We start from the raw sequence: 15,274 nt of genomic DNA on the forward strand, positions 1-15,274 counted from the left end.
GGGTCAGCGCCCGTCCCCGTCGTCCTTGGGGCCGGGGCCGCCCTCCTCGGGGCGGACCGGCTCCGGCTCGCGGGCCGGAGCCTCGTCGCCCCGACTCCCGCCCCCGTTCGCCTCCACGGCCTCGGGGGCGCGGTCCCGCCGGGCCCGACGGCGTCCGCGCCACACCCACAGCGGCCAGGCGCCGACCGCCGCGAGCACGACGACGAAGGGCAGCAGCCAGCCCGCGAGCACGGCCAGCCCCTGACCCAGGCCCACCAGCGCACGCCAGCCGCGTTCCAGACCGCCCAGGAACCCGACGGAGTCCCGGACGGGTTCCTCCAGGTAGGTCGTCGGCGGCTGGAGGGTCAGGTGCACCGTCGAGTAGGAGGTCTGGCCGTCCAGCACCTTCAGCCGGGCCTGGAGCGCCTCCAGGTCCTCCTGCCGCCGCTGGATCTCGCCCTCCACCCGCAGCAGGTCGTCGACGTCCCGGGCCTCCTCCAGGTAGCCGCGCAGGGTCTCCAGAGCGGTCTCCGAGGACTCGATCCGGCTCTCGACGTCCGCGACCTCCTCGGTGACGTCCTGCACGGACCGATCCAGCATGGAGCGGTCGCCGAGTTCCGCCAGCTCCTCCAGCACGCCCTCGTAGCCGTCCTCGGGGACGCGCAGGGTCAGGACGCCCTCGGGATGGCCGTCCCGGGGCGTGGAGAGACTCTCGGACTCCACGTAGCCGTCGGAGTCGAGGGTCAGCCGCTTGGCCAGCTCGGCGGCCTCGGCCACGTCGTCCACGCGCACCGTCATGTCGGCGGTGTGGACCAGCCGCCGGTCCGCCACCTCCACGTCCGTGCCGGAACCGGCCTCCGTCCCGGCGTCCTCCTCGACCTCCACCGCGCCCTCGGCCGACTCGCGCGCGGCGTCGGCCCGCTGGTCGGGAACGGCCAGGTTCGCGGGGGCCGAGGCGCCGCCGTCGGAGGAGGCCCCGCACGAGGCCAGCAGCAGCACGGCCAGGCCGGAGGCGGCGGTCAGTCCGGCGGCACGTCCCACACGGGACGGTGTCAACGCTGAAGTGTCCATGCCGCTTCGACGCACGCCGCCCGGCCCCCGTTTCCGCCGCACCATAACGGGACCGCAACGGCCGCCTACGGGGACGGCGGATCACTGTGACCCGCGGCATCTGGGAAGCTGGTGACATGCCTGAAGCACCGCATGTCGTCGTGATCGGGGGCGGCGTCTCCGGACTCACCGCCGCGCACCGCCTCAACGGCCGGGGGGTCACCACCACGGTGATCGAGGCCGCCGACGCCCCGGGGGGCAAGCTCCGCGCCTCGCCCGTGGCCGGGGTGCGGGTCGACGCCGGTGCCGAGGCGGTGCTCGCCCGCCGCCCGGAGGCCCTCGACCTCTTCAACGAGCTCGGCCTGGACGACCAGGTGGTGCACCCGGGTCCCGGCAGCGCGGCCATCTACAGCCGTGGCCGCGTCCGTTCCCTGCCCAAGGGACAGCTCATGGGCGTCCCCGGGGACCTGCGGGCCCTGGCCCGCAGCGGCGTCCTCTCCCCGGCCGGAACCATGCGCGCCGCCCTCGACCTGGTGTGGCCCCGCACCCGGGTGCGCTCGGACGTGCCCGTGGCCGCCTACGTCGGCACCCGCATGGGTCGTCAGGTCGTGGACCGGCTGGTCGAACCCCTCCTGGGGGGCGTCTACGCCGGACGGGCCGACGAGCTCTCCCTGGACTCCACCCTGCCGCAGATCGCGCCGATGGCCCGTCGGGACCGTTCCCTGATGAGTGCCGTGCACGCGAGCCTGAGCGGTCGGGGATCCGCGCCCACCAGGTCCGGGCCGGTCTTCGCCTCCCTGCGCGGGGGCGTCGCCTCGGTCGTGGAGGCCCTCGCGGCGCGACAGGAGGACCTGCGTACCGGCACCCGGGCCCACTCCCTGGAGCGGGGCCCCCGGGGCTGGAGCGTGCGCCTGGACGGCGCGGGCGGGGAGCGGGTCGACTGCGACGCGGTGCTGCTCGCCTGCCCCGCCGCCGAGGCCGCCCGCCTGCTGGCCGACACCGAACCCGAGGCCGCGCGGGAGCTGCGCCGGATCGAGTACGCGAGCATGGCGCTGGTGACCTTCGCCCTGCCCGCCTCCGCCTTCCCCCGGCCGCTCACCGGCACCGGATTCCTCGTCCCGGCGGGGGAGGGGCTGACCATCAAGGCCGCCACGTTCTCCAGCAACAAGTGGCCCTGGCTGGCCCAGGAGCTGGGTAGGGTCAACCCGGGGGAGGACCTGCTGGTCCTGCGCTGCTCCATCGGCCGGTTCGGGGACGGCGGCTCGCTCGACCGCTCCGACGAGGAACTGGCCGAGACCGCCCTGGCCGACCTCGCCCGCGTGACCGGTCTGCGCGGGACCCCGGTGGAGACCCGGGTGACCCGGTGGACCGACGGACTGCCGCAGTACGCGGTCGGCCACGCCGACCGCGTCGAACGGATCCGCTCCGGCGTGCGACGCCACCCCGGCCTGGGGGTGTGCGGCGCCGCCTACGGGGGCGTGGGCATCCCCGCCTGTGTCGCCGACGCCGGACACGAGGCCGCGCGCCTGGCCGACACCCTCACCGACCACAGCCGTACCACCGGCGGCGACCAGAGCGCCGCCGGACCGAACCAGCAAGGAGTCAACCCGTGACGGGGCAGCAGAACGAGGCCGTCGCCCAGGACGGCACCGACCTCAACAAACTCATCCGCTACACCATGTGGTCGGTCTTCCGGGTCGACGGCCTGGAGGGCGTGGACCGCGCCGCGGCCACCGAGGAGCTCCAGGGCCTCCTCGACAAGGCCGACGGGCAGGGCGTCACCACGCGGGGCAGCTATGACGTCCAGGGCTTCCGGGCCGACGCCGACATCATGTTCTGGTGGGTCGCCGACACCCCCGAACAGCTCCAGGGCGTCTACTCCGAGTTCCGGCGCACCCGGGTCGGCCGCGCCAGCACCCCGGTGTGGTCGGTCATGGGCCTGCACCGACCCGCCGAGTTCAACCGCGGCCACGTCCCCGCGTTCCTGGCGGGCGAGGAGCCGCGCGACAACATCTGCGTGTACCCGTTCGTGCGCTCCTACGAGTGGTACCTGCTGCCCGACGACGAGCGCCGCGCCATGCTCGCGGAGCACGGCCGCATGGCGGCCCCGTACCCGGACGTCCGGGCCAACACGGTGTCCTCGTTCGGTCTGAACGACTACGAGTGGCTGCTGGCCTTCGAGGCCGACGAGCTGTACCGGATCGTGGACCTCATGCGCCACCTGCGCGGCGCCAAGGCCCGCCTGCACACCCGTGAGGAGCTGCCCTTCTACACGGGGCGCCGCAAGAGCGTGGCCGAGCTGGTCGACTCCCTGCCGTAACCCGCACACGTGGACGAGGACGGCCCCCGCACCGTCGGGTGCGGGGGCCGTCCTCTGCCGTTCCGGTGTCCGGACGCTACTCGACGCGGGGGGCGACGTGCGGCGCACGGCGGGTGGCGATCACGTAGAAGGGGAGCGAGACGATCGTGAGCAGCACCAGGGCGCTCATGAGGTAGATCAGCGCCTCCCCGGCGGGCAGTCCCAGGCCCCACGCGGCGATGAAGGCCACGCCCGTGGCGAGCATGCCCAGCACCACGTAGATCCTCTTCCCGCGCGGCTTGGGGTACTCCATCCGGCTGACCATCAGCCAGGAGACGAGCAGCACCGCCGCGACCCCGGCCAGCAGCGGCGGGTCCAGCAGCACGATGGTCACCACGGCCATCGCCCCGAACGGGCACGGAAGGCCGGTGAAGTAGTTCGCGTCGGGGGCCTGGCAGGAGAACCGGGCCAGCCGGACGATCACCGCGAGCAGCACGGCGCCGCCAGCCAGGACGGGCAGCACGCCGGTGCCGCCGGCGATGGTGCCCCACACCACGAAGAAGAACGCCGGGGCGAACCCGAAGCTGATCACGTCGGCGAGGTTGTCCAGCTCCGCGCCCATACCGCTGCCGCCCAGCTTGCGGGCGACCCGGCCGTCGAGCACGTCGAGGGTGGCCGCGACCATCAGGAGGCCCACGGCCGTGGCCATCGCCGACTTCGGCAGCGGACCGGCCGCGCCCAGGGCCAGGTGCGCGGCCTGCGCCGTGGCCAGGGCCCACACCGCGAGGAAGCCGCACAGGGCGTTGCCCAGCGTCAGGTAGTCGGCCACGCCCAGGCGGAGCCGGGGCGCCTCCCGGGAGGAGTCCGAGGCGGCCCGTGCGGCGGGGACGGCCTCAGTCGGCGTCAAGACGGGTTTCTCCGGCGCGGACCTTCTGGCCGACCTCCACCGCCGGGGCGACCCCGGTCGGAAGGTAGACGTCGACGCGTGACCCGAACCGGATGAGGCCGATCCTCTCGCCTTGCTCGACCTTCTGCCCCGCAGCGAGATACGGGACGATACGCCGGACCAACGCGCCGGCGATTTGAACGACCGTGATCTCACCGATCTCGGTTTCAAGGGTCCAGATGACGCGCTCATTACGCTCGCTGTCCTTGTCGAAGGCGGGGCGGAAGCCCCCGGGGCGGTGCTCGACGCCGGTCACGACTCCGGCGAGGGGCGCACGGTTGACGTGCACGTTGAGGGGGTTCATGAACACCGCGACCCGGATCCGCCCGTCGGGCTGGGGGTCGAGGCTCTGTACGACGCCGTCGGCCGCGGACAGCACCCGACCTGTCGCCGGACCCCGCTCGGGGTCACGGAAGAACCAGGTCATCCCCGCCGCCAGGGCGATCACCGGGGCGGCGGCCACGGCCCCGGCCCGGGAACGACGGGCGAGCAGCGCGGCGGCACCCGCGGCGCCGAGCGCCGGGACGAGCCACGGGGCGGAACCCTGGGCCATGCCGAAGCGTGGTCGTGCCGGGTGGCGCGGGGAGGCGGAGGAGGAAGGTGAGTCGTCGGTCATCGAGCGCTTTCGTCGCGGGTCGGTCGGTCGCCCGCACATGGGTTACCGCTGTGAGGGGGGTGAACCCGGCGGTGGCCTGGTTCGCGTGTGCGCGGTCACCGGGTGGGGCCCCGCCGCGCGCGCCCCGCGGTCGACTTCTGGCCGAACGTCGGTGCGCTGGTGAGATTATCGCTGATCCTGGGGGAACGGGGATCGGTCCGGTTCCTCGGACGCCCCGTGCGGACGAGAGTTCGACGCCCCGGACCAGGATGCCATGCCGCCTACTCCGAGGGCTCCAGGTCGAGGGCGACGGAGTTGATGCAGTACCGGAGGTCGGTGGGGGTGTCGTACCCCTCCCCGCGGAAGACGTGACCCAGGTGGGAGTGGCAGGTGGCGCATCGCACCTCGGTGCGCACCATCCCCAGCGAGGCGTCCTCGTGCAGGGTGACGGCGTCGGAGTCGGCCGGGTCGAAGAAGCTCGGCCACCCGCAGTGGGAGTCGAACTTCTCGTCGGAGCGGAAGAGTTCGCTCCCGCACCCCCGGCAACGGTAGACGCCGGAGGTCTTCGTGTCCACGTACTCCCCGGTCCAGGGGCGCTCGGTGCCCGCTTGGCGGAGCACGGCGTACTCCTGCTCGTCGAGGCGCTCGCGCCACTCCTGGTCGGTCCGGGGAAGGTCCCTGGGTGCCCCGCCGTTGGTGTCCGGGGCCTGGTCCGCTGCGTCAGCCATGGTGACGACGCTACCCGGAAACGCGCTCCGGTGCCGACAGGGGACACGGTGTGAACGAAACAGTCCCAAACCACACACTCCAGGTAAATCATTCTTAAGAGCCACATACACCTAACTTCACCTTTGGTGACGTTCGGTGTCGGTGGGCTCGGGTACGGGCTCATGAACAGGGGTCAGTGATCGAGGGCACTGAGGCAGGTGGCATGGCTGTTACGGCTCAACGGGCACTCGGAGTGAACAGGCGACCTCTGCGCGTCGGCCGGATCCGGTACGGACTGTGGTGGCTGGACCAGGCCACCGCGGGCCCCCGGTCGCGGATGCGGGTCGTCGGGGACGGCGCCGCCACCGTCGGCCGGGAGTTGCGCTGGGCCGCCGAGCTCAGCCTGCGTTCGACCGTCGCCGGGATGGAGTACGCGCGTCCGGAGCCCTGGGGGGACCGCAAACTGTTCGGGTTGGTGACGGCGATCGCCGTCGGCGCCCTGGTGGTGGCGGTCGTGCTGGGGATGGGCATGGCGCAGTGGGCGATGACGTCGTCCAGCGCCATGGTCTTCGCGGCGGCCGGGGCCGTGGCGGTGGGACTCACCCTCCTGCCGCTGTCGTACCTGGTCTTCGTGTCCCGGCCCGGACGGGTCCGGAGCGAGGAGTCGGAGGGGCCGATCCGGGGGGAGACGCCCGACGCGGGCCCGAACGCGGCGGATCCGGAGGAGGACCTCCTCAGCACGATTCCGCGCGCGAGGGTTCCCCACACGGAGAGATCGGGTGCGGGCGTCACGAGGTAGCGACGAACGGCGGGCGTGACCGGTCCGCCACGAGGGTGGGAGGGGTGCCCCGCGCGGGGCACCCCTCCCGTCGCCGTGCGGCGGGCACGGGGACCGGGGGAGCGGTGCGCCGGGTCGGGGTCGGGGTTCCGAGGCGGGGTTCAGGCGTCGAAGTCGTACTGCAGCACGTACGCCGAACCGTCCATGGTGATCTCGTTGAACTCCACGGGCCGGTGGTCGGCGGTCAGCGCCGTGCGGGCCACCTCCAGCACGGGGGTGCCCGCGGCCAGGGTCAGTTCCTCCGTCTCCTCGGGAGTGGGCATGCGCACCCGGATCTCCTCGGTGAAGTGGGCGGGGGCGTGCCCGAGCTCCGCGAGGCGCGCGTAGATCCCCCCGGGGCCGCTGTCGTGGGCCCGCACCCGTTGCGCGGCGGGGGTCTCCTCCCGCCCCGACCACAGATGCGGCGACAGGTGCGAGACGGCGCTCTGCACCGCTCTTCCGTCCACGAGGTAGCGCCGGGAGCGGCGCACCACCGTGGCCCCCTCCTCCAGCTCCAGGGCCCGCAGGACGTGGTCGTCGGGGACGAGTTCGTCGACGACGAGCCCCGCCACCTCGTACCCGCGCGTGTCGCTGTCGGTCCGCCAGATGGCCCGTCCGGCACCCCACAGGTCCTTGGACAGGCGTCGGGCGCCGTGTCTTCTCAGGGGCCGGAAGGCGCGCACGTAGATGCCCGACCCCCGCACGGCCACGGCCAGGCCCTCGTTGATGAGTACGGACAGGGCCTGCCGGGCGGTCGCCCGGGCGACGCCGTGCCGCTCCATGAGGACGTTCTCACCGGGGAGGCGGTCGCCGTCGGCGTACCGTCCGGAGCGGATCCGTCCTCGTAGTTCCTCGGCTATCTCCCGGTACACCGGAGGGGACCCGTTCTCGGACGTCGGCACCACGTTCATCCTCTCGCCCAGGGGGCGCGCCGGTGAGCCCCGCCGGCGCGGTGTGTTCGTTCGCAGCGCTTCCCGTGGGAGGCACACAACGGGTATGTCCGGTTGCGGGATGGTTCATGCGTCATTGTGGGGCGACCGAAACCGACCGGTTATGGGGAGGACTTGCAGAAGTCCCTATTCCCTGAGGTAACGCGTGAACAGGTGGCCGTCCGCCTCCAGCAGACGCGCCATGCGCAGCGGGGTGGTCCCGGCCGAGGTGTGCTCCGGGGCGCCCGGCGTCCCCGGGCCGCCGGTGACGATCCGGGGTGACCCCGCGCCCAGCAGGTGCGGGCTCACCGTCAGGCAGAGCTCGTCCAGCAGGCCCGCCGCCACGAACTCCGCGAGCAGGTGCGGACCGCCCTCGGTCAGCACCCGGTACAGGCCGCGTTCGGCGAGGGCGTTCACGATGTGCTCGGGGCCCACCGAGACACCGTCGACCACCACGAGGTCGGCGTGCTCGGCCACGAACTCCCGGAGCTCGGCGGGCGCGCCCGCGACCGTGAACACGATCGTGCGGGCGTCCCCGGGGGCCGTGGTGAGCAGCTCGGCGTCCAGTTCGAGGGAGCGCGACACCACCGCGACACGCGGTGTGGCGGGGCGGCCCTCACGCAGGCGCGCCCACACCTCGCGGGGACGCACCGGCCGGTAACCCTCCTTGCGGGCGGTGGCGGCGCCGACCAGGACGACGTCGCACAGGCCCCGCAGCACCCCCATGACCCGGCGGTCGGGGTCCGAGGACAGGTCGCGGCTGCGCCCCGAGGGGCCGATCGCGCCGCCGTCGGCGCTGGACACCATGTTGGCGCGCACCCAGGGCCGGTCCAGGGCCAGCGGGTAGGCGTAGGCCTCGGCGAGGTCCACGTCGGTCCGGCCGGGGACGGGCAGGAGTTCGCGGAAGCGGGCGGGCTCCGGGCTCCGGCCCGCGCTGTGAGTGTTCGACATGGTCACCCAGGTTAGGGGTGCGGCACGCGCGGACGGCGTAGGGGCCGGGTCCCGTCAAGGGTCCCGGCCCCCGGGCGGCCGCTCCCCGGGCCCCTCCAGCCCCCGGGGAGTCGTACCGCGCGGCGCCACCGGTCAGTCGTGGCGGTGCGAGACGCGCCGCAGCAGGATCAGGGCGCGGTCGATCACCCGGAGGGGTCCGCCCGCCGTGACGAACGGCCGCCCCTCCACGTCCGGCTCGGCGGTGTCCAGCACGGTCTCCCAGGCCATGCCGTACTCGGTGCCGGGAAGCTTGAACTCCACCGCCTCCGGGCCGCTGTTGAGCAGCAGCACGAAGGAGCTGTCACGGATGCGGCGCCCGCGCGCGTCGGGTTCGGTGATGGCGTCCCCGTTGAGGAACACCCCCAGCGCCCGCTCGCCCGTCCTCCAGTCGTCCCCCTCCATGGTCGACCCGTCCGGGCGCAGCCACGAGATGTCCGGCAGACCGTTCGACCCCGCCTTCGTTCCCTCCACCGGGCTGCCCTGGAAGAACCGGCGACGCCGGAAGACGGGGTGCTCGCGCCGCAGCCGTGCCAGGTCGCGCACGTAGGCGAGCAGGTCGTTGCCGGGGTACTCACCGGTGAGTCCCGCGCCCTCCCAGTCGATCCACGCGATCTCGTTGTCCTGGCAGTAGGCGTTGTTGTTGCCACCCTGGGTGCGTCCGATCTCGTCCCCGTGCGAGAGCATCACCACCCCCTGTGACAGGTACAGGGTGGTGAGGTGGTTGCGGACCTGTCTGCGGCGCAGGGCCAGGATCGCCGGGTCCTCGGTGGCCCCCTCCACCCCGTGGTTCCAGGAGCGGTTGTCGTCGGTGCCGTCCCGGTTGTTCTCGCCGTTGGCCTCGTTGTGCTTGTCGTTGTAGGAGACCAGGTCGGCCAGGGTGAAACCGTCGTGGCAGGTGATGAAGTTGATCGAGGCCACCGGACGGCGCCCGTCGTCCTGGTACAGGTCGCTGGACCCGGCCAGTCGCGAGGCCAGCTCTCCCTTGACCGGTTCACCGCGCCAGAAGTCGCGCACGGTGTCGCGGTACTTGCCGTTCCACTCCGTCCACAGCGGCGGGAAGTTGCCCACCTGGTAGCCGCCCGGACCCACGTCCCAGGGTTCGGCGATCAGTTTGACCTGGGAGATCACCGGGTCCTGCTGGACGATGTCGAAGAACGTGCTCAGCCGGTCCACGTCGTGGAACTCGCGGGCCAGCGCCGAGGCCAGGTCGAAGCGGAACCCGTCCACGTGCATCTCCAGGACCCAGTACCGCAGCGAGTCCATGATGAGTTGCAGGGAGTGCGGGTGGCGCACGTTCAGGCTGTTCCCGCAGCCCGTGTAGTCGAGGTAGTAACGCTGGTCCTCGTCGCTGACCCGGTAGTAGCCCAGGTTGTCGATGCCCCGCCAGGACAGGGTGGGGCCCATGTGGTCGCCCTCGGCGGTGTGGTTGTAGACCACGTCGAGCAGCACCTCGATGCCCGCCTCGTGCAGCGACTTCACCATCGCCTTGAACTCCTGCACCTGCTGTCCGCGCGAACCGCGCGCGGCGTACCCGCTGTGCGGGGCCAGGAAGGCCAGGGTGTTGTAGCCCCAGTAGTTGGTCAGCCCCCGGGCCACCATCGCGTGCTCGGGCACGAAGTGGTGCACGGGCATCAGTTCGACGGCGGTCACCCCCAGGGAGGTGAGGTAGTCGATGACCTCGGGGTGGGCCAGCCCCGAGTAGGTGCCCCGCTGGTGTTCGGGGATGGCCGGGTGGCGCATGGTCAGCCCGCGTACGTGCGCCTCGTAGATCACCGTCTGGTGGTACGGGGTGTTGGGTCGTGTCTCGTTGCCCCAGTCGAAGAACGGACTGACCACCACGCACTTGGGCACGTATCTCGCGCTGTCGGCCGTGTTCCTGCGGTCGGGGTCGGCGAAGTGGTAGCTGAAGAGCGATTCGTGCCAGGTGAGGTCTCCGTTGAGCGCCTTCGCGTAGGGGTCGGTGAGCAGTTTGTTCGGATTGCAGCGCAACCCCTGGTCGGGTGCGTACGGGCCGTGGACGCGGTACCCGTACTGCTGTCCCGGCCCGACACCGGGCAGGTACCCGTGCCAGACGAAACCGTCGTACTCGGTCAGGGGTACGCGTGTCTCCTCTCCGTCGTCGTCGAACAGGCACAGGTCCACCTGTTCGGCTGCCTCGGAGAAGAGGGAGAAATTGGTGCCGGAACCGTCGTAGGTCGCACCGAGCGGATAGGAACTACCTGGCCAGACTTCCACCATAGGCGTCGTCAGTCTCTAGGTTTCGGGGCCCGTAAGGGCGTTTTTGATGGTGACGACTTCTTTCTTCCGCTTCGGCCGCGGAAGTATGCCGAACTGGGCCGATGTTCGTTCTCGGCTGCCCGTTCTGCACTTTCTGCGGCTTATGCGCGGGGGTGGAAAGGGAGGGGGAAAGGCGCTGCGGAGGGTGCTCCAGAGCATTCCCGGTGCCGACCCCAGGGTCGGCACCGGGTCACGGCGGGTCGGACGCGGAGTCCGGCGGCCGGATCAGCGCCGGGGGCGGGCCCGGTCCAGGATCAGCTCCGTGTCCACGCCCCTGGGCAGCGTCCCGAACACGTGGCCCCACTCGCCGCCCAGCCGGGACGTGGTGAACGCCTCGGCCACCGGGGTGGGCGCGTAGCGCAGCAGCACCGACGCCTGGAGGGCCAGGGCCATCAGTTCCACCACCGCCCGGGCCCGGTACTGGGCCTCCTCCGGATCGCCCAGGACCTGGCCCAGCCGCTTGAGGGCGGCGTCGTAGTGGTCGTCGGAACCGGCCGCCGTGTCGAGTTCCGCGAGGAAGGCCTCCACCGACTCCGGAGCCTTCGCCATGGCACGCAGCACGTCCAGGGCGGCCACGTTGCCCGACCCCTCCCAGATGGAGTTGAGCGGTGAGTCCCGGAAGAGACGGGGCATGCCCGACTCCTCCACGTACCCGTTGCCGCCCAGGCACTCCAGGGCCTCGGCCGCGTGCACCGGCTGGCGCTTGGTCACCCAGAACTTGCCCACGGCCACGCCCAGGCGGCGGAAGGCGGCCTCGCCCTCGTCACCCCGCACCGCGCGGTCCACCGACCCGGCCAGCCGTGTCATGAGCGCCGTGGCCGCCTCGGACTCCAGCGCGAGGTCGGCCAGGACGTTGCGCATGAGCGGCTGGTCCACCAGCGGAGTACCGAAGACGCTCCGGGTCTCGGCGTGGTGCAGGGCCTGCACCACCGCCGCGCGCATCCCCGAGGCGGAACCGATCACGCAGTCCAACCGGGTGCTGTTGACCATCTCGATGATGGTGGGCACGCCCCGGCCCGGCTGCCCGACCGGGTACGCCACGGCGCCGTCGTACTCCAGCTCGGCGGAGGCGTTGGACCTGTTGCCGAGCTTGTCCTTGAGCCGCTGGACGAACATCCGGTTCCGGGCGCCGTCGGGCAGCACACGCGGTACCAGGAAGCAGGTCAGCCCCTCGGGGGCCTGCGCCAGGGTGAGGAACACGTCGCTCATGGGGGCGGAGGTGAACCACTTGTGGCCGGTGAGCAGGTGGTGGCCCTCGCGGGTGGGCACGGCGCGGGTGGTGTTGGCGCGGACGTCCGAGCCGCCCTGCTTCTCGGTCATCGACATGCCCGCGAGGAGCCCGCGCTTGGTCAGCGGCGCCCGCAGCCCGAAGTCGTAGGTGCGGGCGGTGAGCAGGGGTTCGTACTCCGCCGCCAGTTCGGGGGAGTGGCGCAGCGCCGGGACGGCCGCGTAGGTCATGGAGATCGGACAGCCGTGGCCGCTCTCCGCCTGCGACCACAGGAAGAACTTGGCGGCGCGGGCCACGTGGGCGCCCTCGCGCGTGTCCGTCCAGGGCGCGGCGTGCAGGCCGTGCTCCACGGCCTGGTCCATGAGCACGTGGTAGGCGGGCTGGTAGTCGACCTCGTCCACACGGTGGCCGTAGCGGTCGTGGGTGCGCAGGACCGGAGGGTAGGCGTTGGCGGACTCGCCCCACGCGCGCACCCGCTCGGAGCCCGCCGCGTCGCCGATCTCGCGCACGTCCGCCTCGGCCCAGCCCGCGCCCTCGCGGCGCAGGCCCTCAAGGAGGGCGGGGTCGTCGGCGGCGCTGTAGTCACCGAGCGGAGTGGCCTGGTTGAACACTTCGTGTGTGTCGGGCATTCCGGCTCCGATCCGGGTTCGGGGGTGGACGGGTGCGGGAATCCTATCCCCGCCCGGAACACCCGACCGAACCCGGTTCGGTCGCGCACCCGCCTCCGCCTTGACCGGGCCCGTTCAGGGCCACAGGAGCCCCCGCTCCCACGGCGCGGACACGTCCGCGCGCCGGTACCGCAGGCGGGTGTGGCGCCGGTCCGGGTCCGCCTGCCAGAACTCGACCTCCGTGGGCGTGAGCCGGTACAGACCCCAGTCGTCCGGCACCAGCCCGGGGTCGGCCTCCAGCCGGACGCGGCTCTCCTCGGCGGTCGCGTGGACGGTCTCCAGGCTGTCCAGGGGCTGGCTCTGGCGGCCGTGCAGTCCCGCCACGCGGCCCTCCAACGGGCGGGCGGTGAAGTCGGCGGCGCGCTCCTCTGCTCCGGCCAGGTGCACGGGACCGCGCAGCCGCACCTGGCGGCCCTGGAGCCCCCAGAAGAAGAGGAGCGCGGCCCGGGGGTTGTCGGCGAGCTCCCGGCCCTTGGTCGAGGTCGTGGTGGTCGCGAACGACCATCCCTCGTCGGTGAGGTCCCTGAGGATGAGCACCCGCGCGGACGGAGCGCCGTCGGCGCCGGCCGTCGCCAGGGTCATCGCGTGCGGCTCGGGCACCCCGGCCTCGATCGCCTCGCCCAGCCACGCCACGAACAGGTCCACCGGGTCGTCCGGGGCCGCGGAGGGGTCGAAGCTCGCCAGCGGTCCCGCGAACACCCGCAGACCGCGCAGGAGATCCCGGATTCCGTCCCGTCCCGCCATCGCACACCCCGTCCACCCGGTCCGCTCGGAGTCCAGCACTCCGAACCTACCCAACCCCGGCCGCCCGGGGCCGCGAAACGTCGTCACCGCCCACCAGGATGGAACCGGCACCCGCTCACCCCCTCGAACCCCCTGGAGACCCCGTGGGCCACGACACCACCCGGCTCGACCCGAGCGTCCTGCTCACCGACATGCGGGCCGACCCCTACTTCCCGGACCACCTCGTCGAACGGTGCCGGGAGGTGCTGGTGTCCCTGTGCGAACGCATCGAGGCCCGCGGTCCCGCCGACCTCACCGCGCTCTACGCCCTCACCCACGCCGCCACCGAGGAGGTCAACGCCCTGGAGGAGGAGTTCGAGGCGGCCGGAAGCGAGATCGAGACCGTGACCCGTGACGACATCGGGGGTTCCTTCTGGCTGGTCGCCACCGCCTACGGCTTCACCGACGCCGACCCCGAGGAGCTCATCGCCACGCGGGACTGGTGACCGCCGGATCCCCGTGGCGGCGTGGCCGCTCCGGACGCGGTCGGTCACCGACGGCCCTGTCGGCGGTCGTACCGGTGTGCGTCCGCGTTGATCCCCCTGGTCGGCGTGTCCACGGCTCTCCCGAACGCGGTGGCACCGGGCGGCCCGCCGGTCGGGCACCCCGCCCGGTTTCGTACCGAACGTCCTCGGTACGATGCGCTGGTCGTGGCGGTCAGGACCCGCCACGGGGGGACGGGACGGCGGGGCGTGCGCGCCAGGAACGCCGCGAGGGGGAGCATGACGGACTCGGGACAGACGGCACACTCCGGATGGCTCTGGGGGCTGCTGGGCAGCGTGGTCCTCACCCACACCGCGCTCAACCTCGTCCGACCCCTCATCTCCTACCGCACGATCGCCGTGGGCGGGGACGCCGTCGAGGTCGGGCTGGTGACCGCCGCCTACGCCCTGCTCCCGCTGGTCATCGCGGTGTCCCTCGGCCGCTTCACCGACCGCGCGGGCCGCATCGCCTGGCTCGCGGGACTGGGCTCGGTGGTCCTGGCCGTCGGCAGCCTCCTCCTGGCCGGTTCCGGGGGCCTGCTCGGACTGGCCCTGTCCAGCACGGTCGTGGGCGTGGGTCACCTGTTGTGCATGGTCTCCGCCCAGGCCCTCATCGCCCGCTACTCGCGCCCCGAGCACCTGGACCGCGACTTCGGCTGGTTCACCGCCGCGGCCTCCCTGGGCCAGCTCGTCGGTCCGCTGATCTCCGGCGTCATCCTCTCCGACTCCTCCGGTCCGGAGCTGATCTCCGCCACCTCCACCGCGCTGCTGGTGGCCGGGGCCGTCGCCGCCCTGGGGTTCCTTCCGCTGATCCCGCTGGCGCGGCTGAGCCCGCTGCGGCGCACCGACGAGCAGAGGGCCGCGCCCCCGGTCCCCACACGGGACCTCCTGCGCCGCCGCCGGATGCCCTCGGCCCTGCTCACGAGCCTCGCGCTGCTCACCGCCGTCGACATCCTCACCGCCTACCTGCCGCTCATCGCCGAGAGCCGGGGGCTGTCCCCGATGCTCGTCGGGGTCCTGCTGAGCCTGCGCGCCGGTGCCTCCCTGCTCTCCCGGCTGACCCTGCCGTGGATGCGGCGCCGCTGGTCGCGCAGGGCGCTGGTCATCACCAGCACCTCGGTGGCGGCTGTCGCGCTGACCCTGGTGGCGCTGCCTCTGGGCGGATTCGCCGTCCTGGCGGGGGTGCTCGTCGTGGGCGGGTTCCTGCTCGGCCTCGGGCAGCCCCTGACGATGGCCCAGGTCACCACCCTGGCCCCGGAGGGGGCCCGTGGCGCGGCCCTGGCCCTGCGTATCTGGGGCAACCGGCTGGGCCAGGTGGCCGTGCCCGCGGCGGCCGCGGGGGTCGCGGGCGCGGTGGGCGCCCCGGGCGCGCTGCTGTTCTCCGCCGCGATCCTGCTCACCGCGGCGGTCGCCGCCGTCTGACCCGCTCCCGGACGCGCCGCCGACTCGTCCCGGACGCGCCGGGGGGGGGGGGGGGGGGGGGGGGGGGGGGGGGGGGGGGGGGGGGGGGGGGGGGGGGGGGG

Annotated in this window: 13 protein-coding genes and 1 pseudogene; 5 read left to right on the forward strand and 9 right to left on the reverse strand. The window is 72.8% G+C overall.

Going from position 1 to position 15,274, the window contains the following annotated elements:
• Positions 1 to 3: 3 nt before the first annotated feature.
• Positions 4 to 1,050 carry a DUF4349 domain-containing protein gene (locus ACRWK8_RS26250; RefSeq protein WP_431873170.1) on the reverse strand — a complete coding sequence of 349 codons (1,047 nt, stop codon included), beginning with the start codon at positions 1,048 to 1,050 and terminating at the stop codon, positions 4 to 6.
• A gap of 116 nt (positions 1,051 to 1,166) precedes the next feature.
• On the opposite strand from ACRWK8_RS26250, the gene hemG reads away from it, so the two are divergent.
• Positions 1,167 to 2,642 carry a protoporphyrinogen oxidase gene (hemG, locus tag ACRWK8_RS26255; RefSeq protein ID WP_431873171.1) on the forward strand — a complete coding sequence of 492 codons (1,476 nt, stop codon included), beginning with the start codon at positions 1,167 to 1,169 and terminating at the stop codon, positions 2,640 to 2,642.
• A complete protein-coding gene (gene hemQ / locus ACRWK8_RS26260; RefSeq protein WP_378739569.1) occupies positions 2,639 to 3,349 on the forward strand; it encodes a hydrogen peroxide-dependent heme synthase in 711 nt (236 codons plus the stop codon). Before hemG ends, hemQ begins: the two co-directional genes overlap by 4 nt.
• A 76-nt stretch (positions 3,350 to 3,425) precedes the next feature.
• Here hemQ and ACRWK8_RS26265 read toward each other — a convergent pair whose 3' ends face one another.
• From ACRWK8_RS26265 to msrB, 3 genes are all read right to left on the reverse strand, one after another.
• Complete coding sequence (locus tag ACRWK8_RS26265) at positions 3,426 to 4,235, reverse strand: CDP-alcohol phosphatidyltransferase family protein (RefSeq protein ID WP_431873172.1); 810 nt, start codon at positions 4,233 to 4,235, stop codon at positions 3,426 to 3,428.
• Positions 4,222 to 4,890 (reverse strand): phosphatidylserine decarboxylase, encoded by a 669-nt coding sequence (locus ACRWK8_RS26270; RefSeq protein WP_378739574.1) that lies wholly within the window; start codon positions 4,888 to 4,890, stop codon positions 4,222 to 4,224. Before ACRWK8_RS26270 ends, ACRWK8_RS26265 begins: the two co-directional genes overlap by 14 nt.
• Before the next feature lie 260 nt (positions 4,891 to 5,150).
• Positions 5,151 to 5,597, reverse strand: a complete 447-nt coding sequence (msrB, locus tag ACRWK8_RS26275) for a peptide-methionine (R)-S-oxide reductase MsrB (RefSeq protein WP_378739577.1) — start codon at positions 5,595 to 5,597, stop codon at positions 5,151 to 5,153.
• A 203-nt stretch (positions 5,598 to 5,800) separates the two neighbouring features.
• Here msrB and ACRWK8_RS26280 point away from each other — a divergent pair.
• Positions 5,801 to 6,223 (forward strand): annotated as a pseudogene (locus ACRWK8_RS26280) (hypothetical protein); the annotation flags it as partial.
• A gap of 293 nt (positions 6,224 to 6,516) precedes the next feature.
• Here the strand turns inward: ACRWK8_RS26280 and ACRWK8_RS26285 are convergent.
• From ACRWK8_RS26285 to ACRWK8_RS26305, 5 genes are all read right to left on the reverse strand, one after another.
• Positions 6,517 to 7,305 carry a GntR family transcriptional regulator gene (locus ACRWK8_RS26285; RefSeq protein WP_378739579.1) on the reverse strand — a complete coding sequence of 263 codons (789 nt, stop codon included), beginning with the start codon at positions 7,303 to 7,305 and terminating at the stop codon, positions 6,517 to 6,519.
• 165 nt (positions 7,306 to 7,470) lie between these two features.
• On the reverse strand, positions 7,471 to 8,274 hold the full coding sequence (locus ACRWK8_RS26290; protein WP_378739581.1) for a pyrimidine reductase family protein: 804 nt from the start codon (positions 8,272 to 8,274) through the stop codon (positions 7,471 to 7,473).
• 132 nt (positions 8,275 to 8,406) lie between these two features.
• Positions 8,407 to 10,551 carry a glycogen debranching protein GlgX gene (glgX, locus tag ACRWK8_RS26295; protein WP_378739583.1) on the reverse strand — a complete coding sequence of 715 codons (2,145 nt, stop codon included), beginning with the start codon at positions 10,549 to 10,551 and terminating at the stop codon, positions 8,407 to 8,409.
• Positions 10,552 to 10,815: 264 nt separating this feature from the next.
• Positions 10,816 to 12,447 (reverse strand): acyl-CoA dehydrogenase family protein, encoded by a 1,632-nt coding sequence (locus tag ACRWK8_RS26300; RefSeq protein ID WP_431873173.1) that lies wholly within the window; start codon positions 12,445 to 12,447, stop codon positions 10,816 to 10,818.
• 114 nt (positions 12,448 to 12,561) lie between these two features.
• Positions 12,562 to 13,230, reverse strand: coding sequence for a pyridoxine/pyridoxamine 5'-phosphate oxidase (locus tag ACRWK8_RS26305; RefSeq protein ID WP_378739588.1), 669 nt, complete (start codon positions 13,228 to 13,230; stop codon positions 12,562 to 12,564).
• Positions 13,231 to 13,373: 143 nt separating this feature from the next.
• On the opposite strand from ACRWK8_RS26305, the gene ACRWK8_RS26310 reads away from it, so the two are divergent.
• Entirely contained in the window at positions 13,374 to 13,715 is a 342-nt protein-coding gene (locus ACRWK8_RS26310; RefSeq protein ID WP_431873174.1) for a DUF5713 family protein, read from the forward strand.
• Positions 13,716 to 13,991: 276 nt separating this feature from the next.
• A complete protein-coding gene (locus tag ACRWK8_RS26315) occupies positions 13,992 to 15,173 on the forward strand; it encodes an MFS transporter (protein ID WP_378739595.1) in 1,182 nt (393 codons plus the stop codon).
• Positions 15,174 to 15,274: the final 101 nt, after the last annotated feature.

Source organism: Nocardiopsis eucommiae (assembly GCF_965344335.1).
In the GTDB taxonomy this organism is placed as follows: Bacteria; Actinomycetota; Actinomycetes; order Streptosporangiales; family Streptosporangiaceae; genus Nocardiopsis; species Nocardiopsis eucommiae.

What these genes read in the sequence shown, in the direction of transcription:
- ACRWK8_RS26250 (WP_431873170.1), bottom strand. Translation starts at nt 1,050, where the DNA reads ATGGACACTTCAGCGTTGACACCGTCCCGTGTGGGACGTGCCGCCGGA.
- hemG (WP_431873171.1), top strand. Translation starts at nt 1,167, where the DNA reads ATGCCTGAAGCACCGCATGTCGTCGTGATCGGGGGCGGCGTCTCCGGA.
- ACRWK8_RS26270 (WP_378739574.1), bottom strand. Translation starts at nt 4,890, where the DNA reads ATGACCGACGACTCACCTTCCTCCTCCGCCTCCCCGCGCCACCCGGCA.
- msrB (WP_378739577.1), bottom strand. Translation starts at nt 5,597, where the DNA reads ATGGCTGACGCAGCGGACCAGGCCCCGGACACCAACGGCGGGGCACCC.
- ACRWK8_RS26285 (WP_378739579.1), bottom strand. Translation starts at nt 7,305, where the DNA reads ATGAACGTGGTGCCGACGTCCGAGAACGGGTCCCCTCCGGTGTACCGG.
- ACRWK8_RS26290 (WP_378739581.1), bottom strand. Translation starts at nt 8,274, where the DNA reads ATGTCGAACACTCACAGCGCGGGCCGGAGCCCGGAGCCCGCCCGCTTC.
- glgX (WP_378739583.1), bottom strand. Translation starts at nt 10,551, where the DNA reads ATGGTGGAAGTCTGGCCAGGTAGTTCCTATCCGCTCGGTGCGACCTAC.
- ACRWK8_RS26300 (WP_431873173.1), bottom strand. Translation starts at nt 12,447, where the DNA reads ATGCCCGACACACACGAAGTGTTCAACCAGGCCACTCCGCTCGGTGAC.
- ACRWK8_RS26305 (WP_378739588.1), bottom strand. Translation starts at nt 13,230, where the DNA reads ATGGCGGGACGGGACGGAATCCGGGATCTCCTGCGCGGTCTGCGGGTG.
- ACRWK8_RS26315 (WP_378739595.1), top strand. Translation starts at nt 13,992, where the DNA reads ATGACGGACTCGGGACAGACGGCACACTCCGGATGGCTCTGGGGGCTG.